The following is a 22,478-nucleotide window of genomic DNA, read 5'->3' as shown; positions in this document are numbered from 1 at the left end:
ACCTAAACCACGTAAAACTACGTGGAAATAGATGTTGAAGGGCATGTTTATGTCAAATTAAGTCCACAGCTTATAATTTTTCCTTTTGAAACAATGTCATTTAGAGGTATAAACTTAATAAACACAAGAGCTGGCTAATCGTTTTAATAAGTGTTTTATATAAAATCAACTATATTTGATAAAAAATAAATAGAAAATTGCCCAAAATGAAAACGATTAAAACTACTTTGATAGGTGTCTTTCTATGCACCATATTTTCTTATGGACAGACAGTACAGGAAATTATTAATCAGGTCGATTTAGCAAATTTAACTTTAACACTCAATGAGTTTTCCGGAGAACAGTCAACCATAGTTAATGGTAGTACTGTAACTATTTTAAGCAGACAGCAAGCCAATAATGATTTGGCAGCAGATTATTTGGTTGAGCGATTTGAAGCGCTAGATAACGTAACGGTTACAGATCAGTCTTTTAATACTAATGGACGTAATATTTATGCTACCCAAGAAGGAAAAACAAATCCTGATAATATTTACATCATTTGTGCTCATTATGATTCGGTAGCCGACTTTTGTGCCGACGATAATGTAAGTGGAGTTGCGGCTATTTTAGAAATTGCACGAATTTTATCGACACAATGTCTAGATAATACAATTGTATATGCACTTTGGGATGAAGAAGAAATTGGACTACGAGGCTCCAGAGATTATGCTATTGACGCCGTAAATAACAATGATAATATTATAGGTGTTTATAATATTGATATGATGGCATACGATGGTGATGGTGATAATAGTTTTGATATAGATGTTAGACAAGGTGATACAGCTTCAATCAATATGGGAAATGAAATTAATACGGTTCTAAATTCTTATACATTTAATTTGAATGCTAATATTATTAATCCAGGAACCGAATTAAGTGATCATTCTAGTTTTTGGAATAGAGGCTTTCCTGCAGTATTGGTTGGAGAAGCTTGGTCTGAAGGTGATGAAAATGACCAATATCACACTACTGGAGATGTTGTAAGTAATTTAGATTTACCTTTTTATCTTGAAATGGTTAAGTTATCAGCGGCTTATATGGCAACAAAAGCAAGCTTAGTCGCCATTGATAATACCCTTACTGTGACATCAACCTCCATCACATCCAATCAATCATCGGCATCTTACCAATGGTACGATTGCGATACAAATTTAGCCATTTCGGGAGCTACAAATCAAACTTTTATGCCTTCGTCGAATGGAAGTTATGCTGTTGAAGTTTCTTCAGGAAATTGTACAGAGCGCAGTGGTTGTTTGTTTTTTAATACGTTAGGGTTTGATACTTTTTTAGAAGAAGACATTTCTATATATCCAAATCCTGTTACATCATACCTCAATATCGGGCTAAGTGATGATATGAGTGATTTAGATATTAATTTGTATGATATCTCTGGAAAATTAATTTATAATTTAAGAACTTCGGAATCATTAACAACCTTAAATTTAAAAGCGTTTCCACAGGGAATTTATTTCTTAAATATCTCGTCTTCTGAAAAAACCGGAACTTATAAAATCGTAAAAGAATAATTAATTTCAAAATATAAAAAAACCTTCAATGTTACTTGAAGGTTTTTTTATGGTAAATTTTATGATTGACTCAACTCAGTAAAATACTTATAAAATAAAGGGATGGTTTCTATACCTTTAAAGTAATTCCAGACCCCAAAATGTTCGTTAGGAGAGTGGATCGCATCACTGTTTAATCCAAATCCCATTAAAATAGTTTTGCTTTTTAATTCTTGTTCAAAAAGAGATACAATAGGAATACTCCCACCACTTCGTTGCGGAATTGGGTTTTTGCCAAAAGTATCATGATATGCTTTTGAAGCGGCCTGGTAGCCAATACTGTCTATTGGTGTGACATAACCTTGTCCGCCATGATGAGGCTTAACCTTTACTTTTACACCAGCCGGAGCAATACTTTCGAAATGAGTTTTAAATAAGTCTGTAATTTCTTCCCAATCCTGATGAGGAACAAGTCGCATCGATATTTTAGCAAAAGCTTTACTGGCAATAACGGTTTTTGCACCTTCACCGATATAACCTCCCCAGATTCCGTTGACATCTAAAGTTGGTCGTATAGAGTTACGTTCGTTAGTAGTGTATCCTTTTTCACCATATACAGCATCAATATCTAGAGCTTTTTTATAATCATCTAGCGAAAATGGAGCTTTAGCCATTTCTGCCCTTTCAGCTTCGGAAAGCTCTTCAACCTTATCATAAAACCCTGGAATAGTGATATGGTTATTGTCGTCATGAAGAGAGGCAATCATTTTTGTTAGTATGTTTATTGGGTTTGCCACTGCACCACCATATAAACCAGAATGCAAATCTCTATTTGGTCCTGTGACTTCAACTTCAACATAACTTAATCCGCGTAGACCAGTTGTAATTGAAGGTACATCTTGAGCAATCATGCCAGTATCAGAAATTAAAATGACATCATTTTTAAGCTTCTCCTGATTGTTTTTTACAAACTTAGACAGATTTACACTGCCAACTTCTTCTTCCCCTTCAATCATAAATTTGACATTACATGGGAGTTGATTTGTTTCTGTCATAAACTCCATGGCTTTCACATGCATGTACATTTGACCTTTATCATCACAAGCTCCTCGTGCAAATATGGCACCTTCAGGATGAATATCGGTTTTCTTGATTACAGGTTCGTAAGGCGGAGAGTCCCATAGTTCTAAAGGATCGGCTGGTTGGACGTCATAGTGTCCGTAGACTAATACTGTTGGTAAATTAGCATCTATAATTTTTTCGCCATACACGATTGGAAACCCTTCTGTTTCGCAAATTTCAACATGGTCACATCCAGCTTTAAGTAAACTAGCTTTAATCACTTCAGCTGTTTTAAAAACATGCTCTTTATATGCAGGATCGGCACTTACTGACGGGATTTTAAGCAGGTCAATAAGTTCGTTAAGAAAGCGATCTTTATGGTCTTCAATATAAGATTGAATATGTTGCATAGGTGTTTGTTTTTTTGATTCTTCCAAAAGTACAAAAATGAAGACTATTTTTTCCTAATTAAAGTTATTTGAATATTGAAAGTATTGTTTATATTTGCATCCCATTATTAATGGAAAGTTGCAGGCGTGGTGGAATTGGTAGACACGCTAGACTTAGGATCTAGTGCCGCAAGGTGTGAGAGTTCGAGTCTCTCCGCCTGTACTTGTTTAACTACAAATATGTAGTTAAAAAAACCTCTCAATTTTGAGAGGTTTTTTTGTTTGAGTACAACATTTTGATGTTTTATTTGATTTAATTTACAATATTAAGTTTTAAGTATATTTAATATTAAAAACTATTTCTTACCATGTTTAAATATCGTCGGTAGTACAAAAGCAGATGAGAAATCTGTTTTTTTGATTAATAAACTTTTATTTTTGTTTAGTTGCAATATTTTGTTACTCTTTTGTATTGCATTTAATTTCCCAATCAATACTATAGGTTTTTTCAGGTTCTAAAACTTGCAATCCCATTTTATTATTAAAACTATCAGACACGCCTGTAGTAGGTTCAATCGCAATTGTATTACTTTTAGGAGGAGTATAGAGTTGTAAAAAAGTTTCGTTTGATGATGTGGTCATTTCCATATCATAACTTGGAGTTGAGAATTTTATAGTATTGGTATTTAAAATGAAACAGTCATCTAGTTTTTTGTCTTTAACTTCAAATGTGTTATTATTTTTATAGTCTTCAATACCTGTAGTAATCATTCTTTCATCCAAAACCAGTTTTTTGTTACAGTCGAACTGCAATGTGCTTTCATATAAATTATCGCTTTTAAAATAGGGATGCCAACCTAATGTGAAAGGAAAAGCTTTTGAGTCTGTGTTTTTCACTAAAACATTTAATTTTAATCCATGGTTATTCAAAGTATATTTTAACTGAATAATATATGTAAAAGGAAAACCTTTAGATTCATTTAATTCCTCATATTCGAGTGTTATTATAGCTTCAGTTTCAGAGGCATGTTTATCTAAAACTATAAAGGTTTTGTCATAAACCAAACCATGTAATGCGTTGTTTTCTTCTTTTCGATTTATTTCAAACTGATAACATTCTCCTTTAAAAGCATAAGTTCCATCTTTGATCCTGTTTGCAAATGGAAATAAAATAGAAGAAGCATAGGTTTCAGAATATTTTAAAGGGGCTAAACTTTCAATAACTAACATGTTATTTAAACATAGTTCTTGCAGATTCGCACCTTTGTTTAAAGCTATTTTAGCATAAGACGTATTCTGAGTATTTGTCAATATAATCTCGCTAAATCTATCGTCTTTATTACGTTCTATTTTGTACATTTTTAAGTCTTTAATTAAAAAGGTTTTGATAGTAACTAGCTGTCAAAGATCAAAGTTAATTCACTTTCAACTTTTTATTATCCTGTGCCATCCTACTTATATTTCTCTAAATGTAACTGGATGCCGTTTTAAATTGTAATTTATGTGAAGATAGATTCTTTTTTTTAGTTTTAATGATAGGTATAAAGTAAATTTAAGTTAGCTAAAAAAGCATAACAGAACAGGATACTAAATACCTATTAATTGCTAATCTTAGCACTAGAATAGAAATTTAAAAAAGACTAACAACTAACTATAAATGAACAAAACCATTGTACTAACAGGAGCAGGAGGTGTATTATGTAGCACCATAGCAAAAGCTTTAGCTAAAAAAGGACATAATATTGCTGTCCTGGATTTAAGAAAAGAAGCTGCAGATAAGGTCGCTGAAACCATAAATAAAAATGGAGGAAATGCTATAGGTGTTGAAGCAAATGTATTAGAAAAAGAGTCACTAATTCAGGCAAAAGAAGAAGTAAATGAAGCTTTTGGCAAATGCGATATTTTAATCAATGGAGCTGGTGGGAATCACCCTTTAGGCACAACAAGTAATCCATTTTTTGAAATGGAAGATCTTAAAAATACAACCGAAGGTTTCAAAACGTTTTTTGATTTAGATCCAAAAGGGATTGAGTTTACATTCAACTTAAATTTTTTAGGGACCTTAATACCTACACAAGTATTCGCAGAGGATATGGTTGGTCGAGAAGGTTGCAGTGTATTGAATATATCTTCAATGAATGCCTTTACACCTTTAACTAAAATTCCAGCTTACAGTGGCGCAAAAGCTGCAGTATCTAATTTTACACAATGGTTGGCTGTTCATTTTTCAAAAGTAGGGATTCGTGTTAATGCTTTAGCACCTGGTTTTTTCTTAACAGATCAAAATCGGACGCTATTAACCAATGAAGATGGAAGTTTAACACAACGTGGACAACAAATTATTGATCAAACACCAATGAATCGCTATGGTGAACCTGAAGATTTAGTGGGCACAACACTCTGGTTATGTGGTGAAGGATCAAAATTTGTAACTGGTGTGGTTGTGCCAATCGATGGTGGATTTGCAGCTTACAGTGGAGTTTAAAAAATAATAAATGAATTTGAAATTAGAACAAACATGGAGATGGTACGGTCCTAACGACCCAGTCTCATTATTAGATATAAAACAATCTGGTGCAATAGGTATAGTCTCTGCATTACATCATATTCCCAATGGAGAAGTCTGGACAACAGATGAAATTAAAAAACGTATATCTGAAATTGAAAGTGTTGGCTTAACTTGGTCTGTAGTAGAAAGTGTTCCTGTTCACGAAAACATAAAGACAAGAACTGGTCAGTTTGAAAGCTATATTAAGAATTATAAGCAAACACTACTTAATTTAGGTGCATGCGGAATTGATATCGTATGTTACAACTTTATGCCAGTTTTGGATTGGACACGAACCAATTTAGATTACGAAGTGGATGATAAATCAACAGCGCTTCGTTTTGAAGCTGCTGCTTTTGCTGCTTTCGAATTGTTTTTATTGAAACGTCCAGGAGCAGAACATGATTATACTGATGCACAAAAAGAAAACGCAAAACGTTATTTAGAAAATGCATCCGATGACGATCAAAAAACCTTAGTAAGAAATATCATCGCTGGTTTACCTGGTGCTGAAGAGGGTTATACACTAGAAGAGTTTAATGCTATTCTTGCAACTTATAATGATATCGGACCAAAAGAACTGAAAGCAAATCTGTTTTCTTTTCTATCTGAAATTATTCCTGCAGCGGAAAAAGCTGAAGTTTTAATGTGCATACATCCAGATGATCCACCTTTTCCGATTTTGGGATTACCAAGAGTGGTGAGTACAGAACAAGATATTGTCGATTTATACAACGCGGTTAAAAGTCCTAATAACGGACTCACATTCTGTACAGGTTCATTTGGAGTGCGAGCAGATAATGATTTAGCAGGTATGGTAGAACGCTTAGGTGATCGTATTCATTTTATTCATTTAAGAGCCACCAAACGTGATGCTGAAGGCAACTTTCATGAAGCCGACCATTTAGAAGGAGATGTAGATATGTATGCCGTGATGAAAGCCTTAATTTTAGAACAGCAAAAGCGTGCTAAAGCAGGTCGTAAAGATTTACGCATGCCATTTAGACCAGACCATGGTCATAAAATGCTCGATGATTTAAAAAAGAAAACAAATCCTGGATATTCAGGAATAGGACGTCTGAGAGGTTTAGCAGAACTTAGAGGGTTAGAACTTGGAATCCGTCGTTCATTATAAAATGACCTAGCAGGTTTTCAAAACCTTGCAGGTCTGAAAAAATATTTAAAACAGAAAATAAAACAAATAATATATGTCAACTACATTCGAAACACGTTACGCCTCTAGTCCAAAAGCAGTTAAACAATACGATACACAACAATTAAGAGATGAATTTTTAATTCCAGATTTAATGCAAACTGGAAAAGTAAAATTCGTTTACACGCACTACGACCGATATATGGCTGGTGGTGCTGTACCTACTGATTCTAATTTGAAATTAGAAACGATTGACCCTTTAAAATCAGAATATTTTCTTGAGCGTCGTGAATTAGGAATTATTAATGTTGGTGGAGAAGGCACTATCTATGTAGACGGCGAAACTTATGAAATGAATCATAAGGATGCCTTATATATTGGCAAAGAGGTAAGAGATGTTATATTTAAAAGTAATGACGCTAACAATCCTGCAAAATTCTATATGAATTCTGCACCTGCTCACAAAACTTATCCAACTAAAAAGACAAGTCTTGCGGAAGCTAATAAAATTGAATTGGGAAGTTTGGAAACAGCCAACCACAGAACGGTTAGCCAAATGATAATTGGTGGTATAGTTGCCACATGTCAATTACAAATGGGAATGACAGAACTAAAAACAGGAAGCGTTTGGAATACCATGCCAGCTCACGTTCATGATCGTAGAATGGAAATCTATTTCTATTTAGATGTACCAGAAGAGCAAGCGGTTTGCCATTTTATGGGACAACCACAAGAAACACGTCATATATGGATGCATAATCACCAAGCTGTAATTTCGCCACCTTGGTCTATTCACTCTGGTTCTGGGACTTCAAACTATACCTTTATTTGGGGAATGGCAGGTGAGAATTTAGATTACAACGATATGGACGTTGCAAAAATTACAGATTTAAGATAATATGTCTCAAGAATTATTCAACATAAAAGGAAAAGTAGCCTTAGTTACTGGTAGTACGCATGGACTAGGAATGGCTATGGCAATGGGATTAGGTAAGGCAGGTGCAACGATTGTTGTAAATGGTAACTCGTCTCAAGAAAAAATTGATAAGGCTGTTGCTGAATACAAAAAAGAAGGCATCAACGCTGTTGGTTATAAATTTAATGTTGCAAACGAAAGTGACGTTATTGAAGCTATAAAAAAGATTGAAACCGAAGTCGGAAATATCGATATTCTGGTTAATAACGCAGGAATTATTAAGCGAACACCATTAGCAGAAATGGAAGTTGAAGATTTTAAACAAGTCTTAGATATCGATTTGGTAAGCCCTTTTATTGTATCAAAACATGTTGTAAAGGGCATGATGCAACGTAAAGCCGGCAAAATTATTAACATCTGTTCTATGATGAGTCAGTTAGGTCGGAACACGGTTGGAGCTTATGCTGCGGCAAAAGGCGGTTTGGTAATGTTGACTAAAAATATGGCAACAGAATGGGCAAGATTCAACATTCAAGTGAATGGTATTGGACCAGGTTATTTTGCCACATCTCAAACAGCACCGATTAGAATTGATGGTCATCCATTTAATGATTTTATTGTCAATAGAACTCCTGCTGCAAAATGGGGAGACCCTAATGATTTAGCAGGTGCTGCCATATTTTTAAGTTCAAAAGCAAGTGACTTTGTAAATGGCCATATTTTGTATGTGGATGGTGGTATTTTAGCGACTATAGGTAAACCTTCAAACGAATTATAATATGAAAAAAAGTATCTTTTTTGTTTTAGTTTTATTCTGTTTCTCATGTGCCGATAATTCTTCAGAAGTGCTATCAGTAACAGTCAAAAACACATTAGATATAGATAGAGCTTTTGAAACGATTGAAGTTGATATTACTGACATTGAGCTTAACGGACAATCCTTAGAAGTTGTAAACTCTAAAACTAGTGAGATTTTAATTTCACAAATTGTAGATTATGATGGAAAAGGTGCTGTAGGTAAAGTGTTACTTTTTCAACCAGAAATTTCGGCAAAATCAGAAGCCACTTTTAAAATAAACTTAATTCAATCTAAAGAAGAGCTTGATAGCACCTTAATAAGATGCTACTCGCGTTTTGTGCCAGAGCGTACAGATGATTATGCTTGGGAAAATAATAGAGTAGCATTTAGAACCTTTGGACCAGTAGCTCAAAAAATGATTGAAGATGGTGTCAAAGGAGGTACGTTGACAAGTGGTATGGATGCATGGTTGAAACGTGTAGAATATCCAATAATTAATAAATGGTATGCAAAAGATGCTGTCGAAAAAGGAGCATATCATAAAGATACAGGTGAAGGTTTAGATAATTTTCATGTTGGAGTTAGTCGTGGTGTTGGTGGTGTTGCTGTAAAAACAGATTCTGCTTATGCAGTGTCTAAAAACTTCACCAACTATAAAACAATTACTAATGGACCAATAAGAACGAGTTTTATTCTAGATTATGCCAATTGGGATGCTAATGGTAAAGAAATTAAAGAAAGAAAACACATTATGCTCGATTATGGACAAAATCTTACGCGACATATTGTTGAATTAAAAGGTACAGATAAAGTCTCAATAGGTTTAACGCTTCACAAAAATGATGGTGAAGTAACGACAAATACAGCTGAAGGATGGATGAGCTATTGGGAACCATTTGATGATTCAGAATTAGGTCAAGGAGTAGTGCATGCTAATCCACAAAGTATCATAGGTTTTGACAACTATGTTACTGATAAAAAAGATGAGAGTAATTTGTATGTCCAAGCTAACGTATCTGGAGTCATTGAGTATTATGCTGGTTTTGGTTGGAAAAAGAGTGGTCAATTTCAATCTAAAGATGACTGGAATAAATACCTGTCTCGTTTTTCAAAATGTTTAGATAATCCTTTACAAGTCAATATTATAAAACCATTAAAATAGTATGAAAGATTTCCCGATAACATCAATTATATTTCTTGCTATTATTTCTATAAATACTTTTTCTTGCGATAAGGCAACAGGGACAAAAGTAATGTACCTTGGTCATACGTTGCCACAAACTCACCCTGTACATAAGGGCATTGTAGAATTTCAAAAGGCATTAGAAAAGAAATCTAATGGAACATTAAAGGTGAAGATTTTTCCTGATGCACAATTGGGCTCAGAGAGAGAAGTTTTGGAATTATTGCAAATTGGAAGTGTAGCTGCTACCAAAGTAAGTGCGGCAACCTTATCTAATTTTGTACCAGAATATCACCTCTTAGGTATTCCGTATTTATTTAGAGATAAGCAACATCAATTTAATGTTTTAGAAGGAGATATAGGCAAATCGATTTTAGAAAAAGGTTCTAAATTTTGGTTGCGCGGATTGTGTTATTACGATGCAGGAAGCAGAAGTTTTTATACCAGTAAAAAAGCCATTAGAACACCAGATGATTTAAAAGGGCTCAAAATTAGAGTAATGAACAATCAAATGGCTATTAATATGGTCAATTCTATGGGAGGATCGGCAACGCCTCTTGCCTATGGTGAATTATATACGGCAATTCAACAAGGTGTTGTGGATGGTGCCGAAAATAATCCACCTTCATTTGTATCTTCTAATCACTACGAAATCAGTAAATACTACACTTTAGACCAGCATTCTTCGGTTCCAGACGTCCTCTTAATTGGCACTAAGTTTTGGGATAAATTATCGGAAGAAGAAAAAATATGGGTGCAAGAAGCTGCAGACGAATCTGCTCAGGCTCAGAAGAAGTTTTGGAGTGATTCTGTTGATGAATCCATGAAAATTGCAAAAGATGCTGGCGTGGAAATTATCATTCCAGAAAAATCCTTATTTGCCGAAAAATCAAAATCTGTTGTAGAGGAGTTTGTGAAGGAATTTCCGGAAATGGAACCCATCGTAAATCAAATTAAAAATAAAAAGTAATGGCTAAATCTGACCTTATTTTTAATAAAGTTCTTAGAATTCTCGAATGGTTTATGATCGTCATTTTTGCGCTTTTAGTTCTGGATGTTTTGTTCCAGGTGTTTTCAAGATATCTTTTAGGAACATCCTTTACATGGACCGAAGAGTTTGCGCGATTCGCATTAATTTGGATGACTATTTTAGGAGCTGCCTATCTCAATGGAAAAAAAGAGCATTTATCTATGGATTTTTTATATCAGAAATTCTCAGAGTCTAATAAAAGAAAAGCCTCTGTTCTTATAGAGGTATTGATATTTTTATTTGCGCTTATTGTCATGGTTATTGGTGGCTTAAATTTAGTATATACGACTTTGCATTTAGAACAACTTTCAGGAACATTACGAATTCCTTTAGGCTATGTATATGCCATAATGCCATTCAGTGGTTTTCTAATTATGTGCTTTTCTATATACCACATTTCAAAAATATTTAATAACAAAAACGATTATTAATTATGAGTATAGAAGTTATAAGTATCATCGTTTTGTTTGTGAGTTTCTTTACGTTATTGTTACTCAAAGTGCCTGTCGCTTACAGTATAGGTATAGCAACTACATTAAGTCTGTTATTAAATATTGATAAATTACCAGGTTTAACAACTATCGCTCAACGAATGACTACTGGTATTGATAGTTTTGCCTTATTGGCTATTCCGTTTTTTATTCTGGCTGGTGATATAATGAAACGTGGTGGCATTGCGAACAGACTCATTAATTTTGCGAAATCATTAGTGTCTAGCCTTCCAGGAGGATTAGCTTATGTCAACATTTTAGCCTCTATGTTATTTGGAGCAATTTCTGGTTCGGCACTTGCGGCTGCATCTGCCATAGGAAGTATAATGACGGATAGAATGGAAGAAGAAGGCTACCCGAGAACCTTAAGTGCATCTGTAAATATTACAGCTTCAACCACTGGACTTTTAATACCACCAAGTAACATTCTAATTGTATATGCTTTAGCTAGTGGAGGATCGGCTTCAGTGGCAGCCTTGTTTATTGCTGGTTATCTTCCAGGCATATTATTGGGTTTTGCTATTATGGGTTATGTGGCTTTTATTGCTATCAGTAAAGGCTTTCCAAAAGGTAAGCGTGCATCGTTTTTTGAAATTTGGACGTTTTTTAGAAAGGCATTCTTCAGTTTAATGTTGTTAGTTATTGTGGTTGGTGGCATTGTCGCAGGAATTTTTACTGCAACTGAAGCTTCTGTAATTGCTGTGCTATATGCAGCAATATTATCCTTGGCTTATGGTGATATGAAGATGAAAGATTTCTCTGGAGTATTATTGTCCAGTGCAAAAACCACAGCTGTCGTTATGTTTTTAATTTGTACGTCTATGGCCATGTCGTGGTTATTTTCTTTTGAAGGTATTCCTGAAATGATCAGCACCTTTTTACTAGAGTCATTAAACAATAAGTTCGCGATCTTTTTGGCTATTAACCTTATCTTATTAGTTATAGGAACATTTATGGATATGACTCCTGCCGTTTTAATTTTTACACCAATTTTTCTACCGGTTGTAACGGCTTTAGGCATGGATCCTGTTCATTTCGGAATTGTGATTGTTCTTAACTTATGTATAGGAATTTGTACACCTCCTGTAGGAACGCTGCTATTTGTAGGTAGTGGAGTCGCCAAAGTTTCGGTTACTCAGGTAATAAGGCCATTGTTACCATTTTTATTAATTATGGTAATTGTATTAATGCTTATCAGCTTTATACCTGAAATATCTATGTTTTTACCAAGATTGTTTGGTCTTTAGATAAATATTGAAGTTTTAAACTGCTTACTAATAAAAGCTTTCGGAATGACTTCTACGACTTCTATTAAGCTTAATCTTTTTTCCAATTATTTTAAGTCATTTAATAGGCGTTAGTTGGTTCTAGTAGTCACACTGTAATGTTTTGTGCTCAACTTTTTTAATATATCTGCTGCTTGTTCTGCCGTTATATCTCTTTGAGGATTTGCAAACATTTCATATCCAACCATGAATTTTTTTACTTCTGCTGAACGCAATAGAGGTGGATAGAATGACATGTGAAAATGCCATTCTGGATGTTCTTTATCAGTTGGGCTTTGATGTATTCCTGAAGAATACGGAAAAGATGTCTCAAATAAATTGTCATATTTTGTTGTCAAATCCTTAATTATTTCAGCAAAAGCTTGTTGTTCCTCAGTGTTTAATTGTCCAATGTGCGGATAATGTTTTATTGGAACTATCATAGTTTCATAAGGCCAAACTGCCCAGTATGGTACCAATGCAACGAAGTGTTCATTTTTTAAAATAATGCGTTTGTCTAAATTAATTTCTTGTTGGATGTAAGTAGATAACAAACTTTTGTTATGAGCTTCCCAATAGTGATGTTGTTGTGCTTGCTTTTTTAAAACCACTTCTGGAATAGAGCGTTGTGCCCAAATCTGACCATGAGGATGTGGATTGCTACAGCCCATAATATCACCTTTGTTTTCAAAAATCTGCACATAATTTATATTAGGATTCGCTCTAAGTTCTACATATTCCTGTAGCCATAAGCTAATGATATCACTAATCTCAGAAACAGACATTAATGGTAAGGTCATGGAATGGTATGGAGAAAAACAGATAACTCTGCATATTCCAGATTCTGAAGTTGCTTTTAAAAGTCCATTTTCAAAGGTGTTCTGTTGTGTGTCTGGTAGCAAAGCAGAAAAATCATTTTTAAAACTATAAGTACTTTTATAGTCTGGATTAATGTCTCCACTTGCTCTTTTATTTTTAGGACACAAAAAACAGTTTTCGTCGTATGACGTCTTTTTTAAGGTTATAGATTTATTTGTTTTCCCTTGCCATGGACGTTTATTTCTTTGTGGTGACACTAAGACCCACTCATCTGTTAATATATTATATCTTCTATGTGGCTGTGCGTTTAATGTAGATTCCATGTTTATATATTTTTTACACCATGACTTATAGTTGTATGTATTGCAGATAGTTTTATATTAAAATGTTCTTCATAAGCAGCTGATATATTTTTTATTAATGATTCGACTTTATATTTGTAAACGATATTAATGGTGCAACCACCAAATCCGCCTCCAATCATTCTAGCTCCAAGCACATAGTCTAAATCTTTAGTATGTTCAACTAAAAAATCTAATTCTTTACAGCTCACTTCATATAGGTTTTGCAAACCATGATGAGATTGGTATAAGCATTGTCCAAAACTATATAAATCTTTCTTTTTTAAATATTTAACTGCTTTTAAAGTTCGTTGGTTTTCTTGAGTGACGTATAAAGCACGATTATATATTTTTTCTGGTAAAATCACTTTAAATTCTTCAACAATCTGAGCTGGAACTTCTGTTAAAAACTGATACTTTGGATTTTTTTTTTGAATAGCGACTAATGCTTTTTTACACTCATCTCGCCTCACGTTATATGCACTACTCGCTAAGTTATGAGACACATTAGAGTTTAGCAATACTATTACATAAGGATTAAAATCGGCTTCAATTAAGTCGTAATCTAAAGTTTCACAGTTTAAAAGAATTAAATGGTCTTTCTCTCCTTTTACAACTGCAAATTGATCCATGATACCACACTTTGTGCCAACAAAAGTATGTTCAGCATCTCTAGATAATTTAATGATTTCTAAATCGCTCAACCCAATATCAAATAATTCATTTATACCTTTTGCTATACCACATTCCAGAGCTGCAGAAGAGCTAATTCCTGAACCGAGAGGAAGATCACTTTCGATAATGCAATCAAAACCTTTAACTGAATTAGGTTTAATAACATCAATATGAAAAAGAACTCCTAAAATAAAGTTGTGCCACTCAACTTCACTTTTTTCTAATTTGTTAAGACTAATGGTGAAACTATTTTTAAAATTACTAGAATAGATTTCACAGGAATTAGAATTATTTTTTCTAAAATGTAATGTTATTTTTTTATCTATTGCAGCAGGAAGCACATAACCGCCGTTATAGTCAATATGCTCACCGATTAAGTTTATTCTTCCAGGTGATTCAATTACGACTTCACTTTTAAATGCCTTTTTGTCTAACATTGATATGTTTAAATTAAGTTTCCAATCAATACTTTACATTTGACTTAGTTCTATTATTTGTAATCCATTTATGCATTATTTAAAGGGGGGCTTTAGAACAAATACATATTAGGTGCTAAATCTGTCAATGATTTCCATAATTCTTATGCCTTCATAAGCAGAGCACGGATTATCCTGCTTACTAAGAAAATAATTTACAGTAGCTTCAATCATAGGCTGTTGAATGTTTTCGGGATGTTTAAAACTTAAATTTTTTACGTTTCCCTTTTTTGTAATTTCAATTTCATTTCCAAAAATTGATAGTTTAATTTTCCCTAAACTTCCATATATGGTTAGTTCATCCTTGCTTGAAGAATCATTGACATTAAATGCCCACAATCCTCTGCATTGAACACCATTTTTAAGTTCAATTATACCGTTTACGACATCTTCCGCGTTGTAAGTTTTACTCTGATTAACAGCAAAACCATGTGCATCTTTATAGTCTCCTAAAAAATAATAGATTAAATCTAATTGATGTGGTGCTAAATCATGAAAAAATCCTCCTCCAGAAATGCTTTTATTTGTACGCCAATTATCTTCTGTAACGGTTATCATGTCCGTGTTTAAGGGTTGTAATAACTGTATGTCTGCACAACGAATCGCTCCAATTTCATTATCATCAACAAGCTGTTTTACTTTTAAGAACATAGGTAGCTGTCTTCTGTAGTGTGCAACCGTTAGCTTGGCTTTACTAGATTTAAGCGCTTCATAAATTTGTTTGGCTTCATGAGCATTTAGTGCCATTGGTTTTTCTAAATAAACATTCTTATTGAACTTTAGAGCTTTTAAAGTATATTCTAAATGGTTAGATGGTGGTGTGGCAATGTATATTGAATTTATATCTTTGTGATGAAGTAAATCATCAGCATTACTATACCAAAAAGGAACTTTATGTCTTTTGGCATAATCTTCAGCTTTCTCTGCATTTCGACGCATAACAGCAACTAAACTCGAGTTTTCAACCTTATTAAATGCAGGTCCGCTTTTTACTTCTGTAACGTCTCCACAACCTATAATTCCCCAATTAATTGTATTCATTTTAACCTTTAAAATTGAAATATGTTTTTGCATTGTAATAGCAAATATCACTGACTATTTTTCCTAACCATTTTTCGTCATTTGGTAATTCTCCGTTAACCACATCAGTCGCAATTAAATCACATAAAATTCGTCTAAAATATTCGTGCCTTGGGAAGGATAAGAAACTACGAGAATCGGTCAGCATACCTACAAAACAACTTAATAGACCTTGGTTAGAAAGCGTATTTAATTGTTTTTCCATACCATCTTTTTGGTCTAAAAACCACCAAGCGGCACCAAACTGAACTTTACCTTTTACACTTCCATCGTTAAAGTTACCAACCATGGTGGCAAACACTTCATTATCTGCAGGATTTAAATTGTACACAATAGTTTTTGTAAGCTGATTTGAACTATCTAAAGCATTTAAAAAACCACTTAAGCCAACAGCTTGCGAAAAATCGCCAATCGAATCAAAGCCAGTATCTGGTCCTAATTCTTTTAATAATCGTTTATTGTTATTTCTAATCGGACCCAAATGTAATTGTTGCGTCCAACCTTTTTTATGATAGAATTTACCTAAGGCAAGTAGTGTTTCTGCTCTAAAAAACTGCGCTTCTTCTTTAGTTAATTTTTTACCAGATATAACAGACGTAAATAAGGTTGAAATGTTATACTTTTTGTTTGAAAAGAAATGTAATTGTTCCAAACCATGGTCAGAAAGTTTACAACCACGTAAATCAAAATAGTTTATTCTGTTTTCTAGGGCAGTTAATAAGTCATCATAGGTTTTAATAGAAAAACCGATTTCTTTTTCTAATTTTTTAATGTATTCTGCATAAGCTTTTTCATCTTCTACAGCATAAGCCTTATCTGGTCTAAACGTAGGAAATACATTAATCTTCTCATCACTATTTGCTATATCTTCATGATGCTTTAAATCATCTACAGGATCATCTGTCGTGCAGAGCGATTCAATATTTTGTTGTTCTAATAATCCGCAAGTTGTATGGCTCGATTTTTTTAGTAGTTCTGAAGTTGTATTGTAAATACTTTCAGCATTTTCGGGTGTTAACAGATCTTTTATTCCAAAATAACGTTGTAGTTCTAAATGTGTCCAGTGATACAAAGGGTTCCTTAAAGTGTAAGGTACTACTTCTGACCATTTTAGAAATTTATCTTTATCTGAAGCATTTCCTGTAATGTATTTTTCATTGACTCCATAAGCTCGCATAGCGCGCCATTTATAATGGTCGCCGTATAACCAAACTTGTGTTATATTTTCAAACTTAGTGTTTTCGGCAATTTGTTGTGGTGATAAATGGTTGTGATAATCGATTATTGGAAGTGGTTTTGCATAATTATGGTAAAGTGTTTTTGCAAAGTCACTTTGTAATAGAAAATCGTCGTTTATAAAAGTTTTCATTTTATATATTTTTAACCAATTTACTGTGTTTTAAAAAGAAATCGTTTAATGAACCAAAATAATTTAGTTTTAAATATTATCCGTCCTGTGCTATACTGATTAGTGTTAGATTTTAATTAATTTTAAGGGGTTTCGCAAAGTAGAATACAAGTAATATTCAAAATACAGCACAGTACAGGATATGATATCGTACTAACAAAAGTACATTGTTCTTCAAAATATTTTGGCGAATAGTGAAGCCATATATTGGGTTTGTAAAGCGTTTAAAAAACTAATAAATGATATTAAGAGGTTAATTATAAATGAATTATAACTTAGGATTAGATATTGGAAGTTCCTCAATTAAAGCAGCATTAGTAGAAGTTGAATCAGGTAAAAGTATAGGTGTTGTGCAAGAACCTGAGAAAGAAATGGGCATGTTTGCTCAAAAAAATGGTTGGGCAGAACAAAATCCAGACGAATGGTGGTTTCATATATGTAATGCTATTAAGCGTCTAAAAAAGCAACATAATATTAGTAGAACACAAATTAAAGGCATTGGAATATCTTATCAAATGCATGGACTCGTTTTAATTGATAAAGCTGGCAATCCTTTACGTCAAAGTATTATATGGTGCGATAGTAGAGCTGTGGAAATTGGAAACAAAGCATTTAATGAAATAGGTAGTGACAAATGTTCATCCCAATTATTAAACTCACCAGCAAATTTTACCGCCTCAAAATTAAAATGGGTAAAAGATAATGAACCAGATATTTACAAGCGCATTTATAAATTTATGCTACCTGGCGATTATATCGCCTATAAATTTTCTAATACAATTAACACAACCATATCAGGATTATCAGAAGGTATCTTCTGGGATTTTAAAAATGATAGTATAGCAGATTTTCTAATAGATTATTACGGTGTAGACAAAGCATTAGTTCCAGATATTGTTGAAACTTTTGGTATACAATCTGTTGTAGATGAAAAAGGTGAAACCGAAAGCGGATTGGAAGCAGGTACACCAATTTATTACAGAGCTGGCGACCAGCCCAATAACGCCTTATCGCTAAACGTATTTTATCCTGGCGAAGTAGCAGCAACTGGTGGAACTTCTGGCGTTGTTTATGCGGTTACAAATAGTTTGTCGGTGAAAGAAAGTGCACGTGTTAACAACTTTGCACATGTCAATTATAAAAAAGATGGTGAGGCAAGAATAGGGAAACTTTTATGTGTCAATGGTGCAGGTATTCAGTACCGTTGGCTTTTAAATAATCTGTCGGTTAGTTCGTATGAAGAGATGAATAATTTGGCATCAGAAATTTCAATAGGTTCAGACGGCGTGTGTTTAATTCCCTTTGGAAATGGTGCAGAGCGCATGCTTAACAATAAAGACATAGGGACACGTATTGTAAATATGAATTTAAACAACCATCATAAAAGTCATTTATGTAGAGCGGCTTTAGAAGGGATAGCGTTTTCATTTGTGTATGGTATGGAAATAATGATATCAGATGGGATTGAACCAAGTGTCATTAGAGCCGGAAACGATAATTTATTTCGTTCAGAAATATTTTCAAATACTGTAGCGACTTTAATAACGCAAGACATAGAAATTTACAATACAACAGGTGCTATTGGAGCAGCTAGAGCAGTAAATTTACATAACGATGATTTTGAAGCCTTCGGAAAAGTAATTATGGATAATGACTATGTAATGACATTTACGCCTTTAAAAGACAAGACACCTTATCAGGAAGCTTACAATAACTGGAAAAAAGAATTAGAACTCATATTAAATAAAGTATAACACATAACAAGTAATAATGGCAATTATAGGACAAAAAGAATATTATAAAGGAATAGGAGAAGTTAAATTTGAAGGTAAAGCATCCGACAATCCTTTGGCGTTTAAATATTATAATCCAGAACAAGTTGTTGCTGGCAAAACGATGCGTGAGCATTTTAAATTCGCCATAGCCTATTGGCACACCTTCTGTGGGCAAGGAGGAGACCCATTTGGTCCAGGAACACAAAATTTTGCTTGGGATCAATCATCAGACCCAGTGCAAGCAGCTAAAGACAAAGCAGATGCTGCTTTTGAATTTATAAGCAAAATGGGATTTGATTATTTCTGTTTTCATGATTTTGATTTAATTCAAGAAGGATCAACATTTACAGAATCTGAAGAAAGATTGGCTGCAATTACAGATTACATAAAATATAAACAGGAAGAATCTGGCATTAAATTACTTTGGGGAACAGCCAACTGTTTTTCTAATCCACGTTATATGAATGGTGCGTCAACCAATCCTGATTTTGATGTGGTTGCAAGAGCAGGAGGTCAAGTAAAATTAGCCTTAGATGCCACCATTAAATTAGGTGGTGAAAACTATGTGTTTTGGGGAGGACGTGAAGGTTATATGTCGCTCTTAAATACAGACATGGGGCGTGAGTTAGATCATATGGCTCAATTTTTAACAATGGCAAGAGATTATGCAAGAGCACAAGGTTTTAAAGGAACTTTCTTTATCGAGCCTAAACCAATGGAACCAATGAAGCATCAATACGATTTTGATTCAGCCACAGCAATTGGTTTCTTAAAAGAATATGGTTTAGATAAAGATTTCAAAATGAATATTGAAGTCAATCATGCTACTTTGGCACAACATACAATGCAGCACGAATTAGCAGTTGCTGCTAAAGCAGGCATGTTAGGAAGTATAGATGCTAACAGAGGTGATTACCAAAATGGTTGGGACACAGATCAATTCCCTAACAATATCCAAGAAACAACTGAAGCCATGTTGGTATTCTTAAAAGCTGGCGGACTACAAGGAGGAGGAATTAATTTTGATGCAAAAATCAGGAGAAATTCAACTGATATGGAAGATGTATTCCTTGCGCATATTGGTGGAGCAGATACCTTTGCAAGAGCTTTGTTAATTGCCGATAAGATTATCACATCTTCTCCTTATGAGAAATTAAGAACAGAACGCTATGCGTCTTTTGATTCTGGTAAAGGAAAAGATTTTGAAAATGGTAAATTATCACTACAAGACTTATACAAAGTTGCTCAAGAAAACGGAGAATTAAGTTTACAAAGTGGTAAGCAAGAATTGTTTGAGAATATCATTAATCAATATATATAAAAAATAATTCCTTTATGGTAATCATTACGCCATGGAATTTTCATATCAACTAAAACTAAACGAAATATGTTAGGAATTATTTCATTTGTAGGCTTTACCTTACTTGTAGCTATTATTGCTTATTTATCTACACGAAAAACAAACGAAAATACTTCAGATGGTTATTTTCTTGGAGGGAGAAGTTTAACAGCAACCGTTATAGCAGGTTCATTACTGCTTACAAATTTATCTACAGAACAAATTGTTGGGCTTAACGGTAGCGCATATGCAGATGGTATTTTAGTAATGGCTTGGGAAACTTTAGCTGCAATTGCTATGGTAATTACAGCTATATATCTATTACCTCGCTATTTAAAAGGTGGTATTTCTACCATACCAACATATTTAGAACGGCGTTTTGATGTCACTACAAAAGCAATGACATCTGGTTTATTTTTATCTGGTTATGCAATTGTTCTGTTGCCAATCGTTTTATACTCTGGTTCTTTAGGTATTAGTGGCATGTTTAACCTTCCAGAATTATTGGGAGTAACTGAATGGCAATCTATTTGGATTTGTGTCATAAGTATTGGTGTCATAGGTTCTATTTATGCCATTTTTGGTGGACTAAAAGCCGTCGCAGTATCGGATACTATAAATGCTATTGGTTTATTGATTGGTGGATTGCTAATTCCTTTTTTCGGATTGATGTCTATTAGTGATGATGGTAGTTTTTTTGGAGGTTTATCAAAATTAACAAGCGAATATCCGGAAAAATTAGACGCAATTGGAGGTGCAGAGTCTTCAATTCCTTTTGTAACCATTTTTACAGGAATGATGCTAGTTCAACTATTTTATTGGGGAACTAATCAACAAATTATACAACGCGCTTTAGGTGCTAAAAATTTAGCAGAAGGACAAAAAGGTTTGACCTTAGCCGCAGTTATAAAAATATTAGGGCCAATAATAGTAGTGCTTCCTGGTATTATTGCTTACCATAAATGGGGAGGAGAAGTATTGGCGAATAATGATGTGGCGTATCCAAGGTTGGTTGCAGAGGTGTTACCTACATATTTAATCGGTTTTTTTGCAGCAGTAATGTTTGGGGCTATTTTAAGTTCATTTAATTCTGCTTTAAATAGTTGTGTCACTTTATTCGGTGTTGATATTTATAAACAATATATTAATAAAGAAGCTAAAGATAAAAAAGTAGTTACTGTAGGAAAACGTTTTGGAATATTTTTGGCAGTATTTTCTATGTTTGTAGCGCCTTTTTTATACTATGCTTCAGACGGACTTTTCGGATATTTACAAACTGTAAACGGTGCTTATAGTGTGCCAATTTTAACAGTTATTATTGTTGGTGTCTTAACAAAAAGAGTGCCGGCAATTGCTGCGAAGGCAGGTATTATATTCGCTTTTACATTTTACGTTACCTATATTATTTTATCAAAAGGTTTAGAAATGGATTTACCTCACTTTCTACATTTTCAATTCGCAGCATTTGTTTTAACTGTAATATTGATGCTGATTATTGGTAAATTAAAACCAAGAGGAACAGATTATGTGCAAGAATATACACAGCAAGTTGATGTAACCCCTTGGAAACATGTTAAAGTAGTAGGTTTAATAATATGTGCTATTGTAATATCTACCTATTTTATTTTTAGCTAATTTATATAATGAATTGTGAGTTTTCCTCGAGTTATTAGGTAGTTAATATTCCCAATGATGGACGAAAAGCTACTTGACTGAGCAGTTTAATTATGGATTTACCTATTGGACTTATGGTTTGATGTCTTTATTTGCTATAATTTTTGTTTGGAAATTTGTACCTGAAATAAAAGAGAAAACTCTAGAAGAAATGTAAATTCTCTGGGAGAAATCAGATCATAAATTATTCAAATGATATAAATCTATTTTAAATTAATTTCTGTAATAGATTAAAATGACAACAATATTAATCATAGCATTTTTTTAATCTTAGAACATGGTGTTGTTAATTTTTAGTGTTAATAATGATACTAAAAACCCTGAAAAATGATTTAAATTTTAGTGTAAAATAATTAAAAATAGCAGTTGTAGCGTAAATTTTAGAAACTCACCTGGTCAATCAAAATAATCTAAAGCATAAAAATGTTAAATTTAATCAGAACCTATATAAAAAATACGCTTGGCAGCATAGTACAGGATACAGTTATATAATGTTATTTTTAAT

At 33.5% G+C, this 22,478-nt stretch carries 19 protein-coding genes and 1 tRNA gene; 14 read left to right on the top strand and 6 right to left on the bottom strand.

Annotation, left to right across the window (positions count from 1 at the left end; translation table 11 throughout):
* Positions 1 to 206: 206 nt before the first annotated feature.
* Positions 207 to 1,571, top strand: coding sequence for a M28 family peptidase (locus tag H7350_RS01490; RefSeq protein ID WP_204344100.1), 1,365 nt, complete (start codon positions 207 to 209; stop codon positions 1,569 to 1,571).
* Between the two features lie 59 nt (positions 1,572 to 1,630).
* On the opposite strand, the gene H7350_RS01485 is transcribed toward H7350_RS01490, so the two are convergent.
* The gene (locus H7350_RS01485; protein WP_204344099.1) at positions 1,631 to 3,022 is read right to left on the bottom strand and encodes a dipeptidase; all 1,392 of its coding nucleotides are present in this window, start codon (positions 3,020 to 3,022) and stop codon (positions 1,631 to 1,633) included.
* Positions 3,023 to 3,142: 120 nt separating this feature from the next.
* Here H7350_RS01485 and H7350_RS01480 point away from each other — a divergent pair.
* Positions 3,143 to 3,224: transfer RNA gene (locus H7350_RS01480), tRNA-Leu, on the top strand.
* Between the two features lie 236 nt (positions 3,225 to 3,460).
* Here H7350_RS01480 and H7350_RS01475 read toward each other — a convergent pair.
* Complete coding sequence (locus H7350_RS01475; RefSeq protein WP_204344098.1) at positions 3,461 to 4,360, bottom strand: aldose 1-epimerase; 900 nt, start codon at positions 4,358 to 4,360, stop codon at positions 3,461 to 3,463.
* Between the two features lie 298 nt (positions 4,361 to 4,658).
* Between H7350_RS01475 and H7350_RS01470 the strand changes: the two genes are divergently transcribed.
* The 8 genes from H7350_RS01470 to H7350_RS01435 all read left to right on the top strand — a co-directional run bounded on the left by H7350_RS01470 (position 4,659) and on the right by H7350_RS01435 (position 12,368).
* Complete coding sequence (locus H7350_RS01470; protein ID WP_204344097.1) at positions 4,659 to 5,486, top strand: SDR family oxidoreductase; 828 nt, start codon at positions 4,659 to 4,661, stop codon at positions 5,484 to 5,486.
* A 10-nt stretch (positions 5,487 to 5,496) separates the two neighbouring features.
* Positions 5,497 to 6,684 (top strand): mannonate dehydratase, encoded by a 1,188-nt coding sequence (gene uxuA, locus H7350_RS01465; protein WP_204344096.1) that lies wholly within the window; start codon positions 5,497 to 5,499, stop codon positions 6,682 to 6,684.
* Positions 6,685 to 6,757: 73 nt separating this feature from the next.
* Positions 6,758 to 7,600: a 5-dehydro-4-deoxy-D-glucuronate isomerase gene (gene kduI, locus H7350_RS01460; RefSeq protein WP_204344095.1), complete on the top strand. Its 843-nt coding sequence runs from the start codon at positions 6,758 to 6,760 to the stop codon at positions 7,598 to 7,600.
* A 1-nt stretch (position 7,601) separates the two neighbouring features.
* Positions 7,602 to 8,396, top strand: a complete 795-nt coding sequence (locus H7350_RS01455; protein ID WP_204344094.1) for a gluconate 5-dehydrogenase — start codon at positions 7,602 to 7,604, stop codon at positions 8,394 to 8,396.
* A 1-nt stretch (position 8,397) separates the two neighbouring features.
* The gene (locus H7350_RS01450) at positions 8,398 to 9,579 is read left to right on the top strand and encodes a DUF4861 family protein (protein WP_204344093.1); all 1,182 of its coding nucleotides are present in this window, start codon (positions 8,398 to 8,400) and stop codon (positions 9,577 to 9,579) included.
* A 1-nt stretch (position 9,580) separates the two neighbouring features.
* Positions 9,581 to 10,570, top strand: a complete 990-nt coding sequence (locus tag H7350_RS01445; RefSeq protein WP_204344092.1) for a TRAP transporter substrate-binding protein — start codon at positions 9,581 to 9,583, stop codon at positions 10,568 to 10,570.
* Positions 10,570 to 11,061, top strand: a complete 492-nt coding sequence (locus H7350_RS01440; protein WP_204344091.1) for a TRAP transporter small permease — start codon at positions 10,570 to 10,572, stop codon at positions 11,059 to 11,061. Before H7350_RS01445 ends, H7350_RS01440 begins: the two co-directional genes overlap by 1 nt.
* Before the next feature lie 2 nt (positions 11,062 to 11,063).
* Entirely contained in the window at positions 11,064 to 12,368 is a 1,305-nt protein-coding gene (locus H7350_RS01435; protein ID WP_204344090.1) for a TRAP transporter large permease, read from the top strand.
* 110 nt (positions 12,369 to 12,478) lie between these two features.
* Here H7350_RS01435 and H7350_RS01430 read toward each other — a convergent pair whose 3' ends face one another.
* The 4 genes from H7350_RS01430 to uxaC all read right to left on the bottom strand — a co-directional run bounded on the left by H7350_RS01430 (position 12,479) and on the right by uxaC (position 17,146).
* Positions 12,479 to 13,528 carry a UDP-glucose--hexose-1-phosphate uridylyltransferase gene (locus tag H7350_RS01430; RefSeq protein ID WP_204344089.1) on the bottom strand — a complete coding sequence of 350 codons (1,050 nt, stop codon included), beginning with the start codon at positions 13,526 to 13,528 and terminating at the stop codon, positions 12,479 to 12,481.
* Positions 13,529 to 13,530: 2 nt separating this feature from the next.
* Positions 13,531 to 14,658 carry a galactokinase gene (gene galK / locus H7350_RS01425; protein ID WP_204344088.1) on the bottom strand — a complete coding sequence of 376 codons (1,128 nt, stop codon included), beginning with the start codon at positions 14,656 to 14,658 and terminating at the stop codon, positions 13,531 to 13,533.
* A 108-nt stretch (positions 14,659 to 14,766) separates the two neighbouring features.
* Complete coding sequence (locus H7350_RS01420; protein ID WP_204344087.1) at positions 14,767 to 15,738, bottom strand: Gfo/Idh/MocA family protein; 972 nt, start codon at positions 15,736 to 15,738, stop codon at positions 14,767 to 14,769.
* 1 nt (position 15,739) lies between these two features.
* Entirely contained in the window at positions 15,740 to 17,146 is a 1,407-nt protein-coding gene (uxaC, locus tag H7350_RS01415; RefSeq protein ID WP_204344086.1) for a glucuronate isomerase, read from the bottom strand.
* Between the two features lie 302 nt (positions 17,147 to 17,448).
* Between uxaC and H7350_RS01410 the strand changes: the two genes are divergently transcribed.
* The 4 genes from H7350_RS01410 to H7350_RS17155 all read left to right on the top strand — a co-directional run bounded on the left by H7350_RS01410 (position 17,449) and on the right by H7350_RS17155 (position 22,130).
* On the top strand, positions 17,449 to 18,939 hold the full coding sequence (locus tag H7350_RS01410) for a xylulokinase (RefSeq protein WP_204344085.1): 1,491 nt from the start codon (positions 17,449 to 17,451) through the stop codon (positions 18,937 to 18,939).
* 16 nt (positions 18,940 to 18,955) lie between these two features.
* On the top strand, positions 18,956 to 20,281 hold the full coding sequence (gene xylA / locus H7350_RS01405; RefSeq protein WP_204344084.1) for a xylose isomerase: 1,326 nt from the start codon (positions 18,956 to 18,958) through the stop codon (positions 20,279 to 20,281).
* Between the two features lie 66 nt (positions 20,282 to 20,347).
* A complete protein-coding gene (locus tag H7350_RS01400; protein WP_204344083.1) occupies positions 20,348 to 21,934 on the top strand; it encodes a solute:sodium symporter family transporter in 1,587 nt (528 codons plus the stop codon).
* A gap of 73 nt (positions 21,935 to 22,007) precedes the next feature.
* Positions 22,008 to 22,130: an MFS transporter gene (locus H7350_RS17155; RefSeq protein WP_420825357.1), complete on the top strand. Its 123-nt coding sequence runs from the start codon at positions 22,008 to 22,010 to the stop codon at positions 22,128 to 22,130.
* The last annotated feature ends 348 nt before the right edge of the window (positions 22,131 to 22,478 follow it).

The sequence above is a fragment of the Psychroserpens algicola genome (assembly GCF_014526325.1).
GTDB lineage: Bacteria > Bacteroidota > Bacteroidia > Flavobacteriales > Flavobacteriaceae > Psychroserpens > Psychroserpens algicola.
This window is presented reverse-complemented; position numbering and strand designations above follow the sequence as displayed.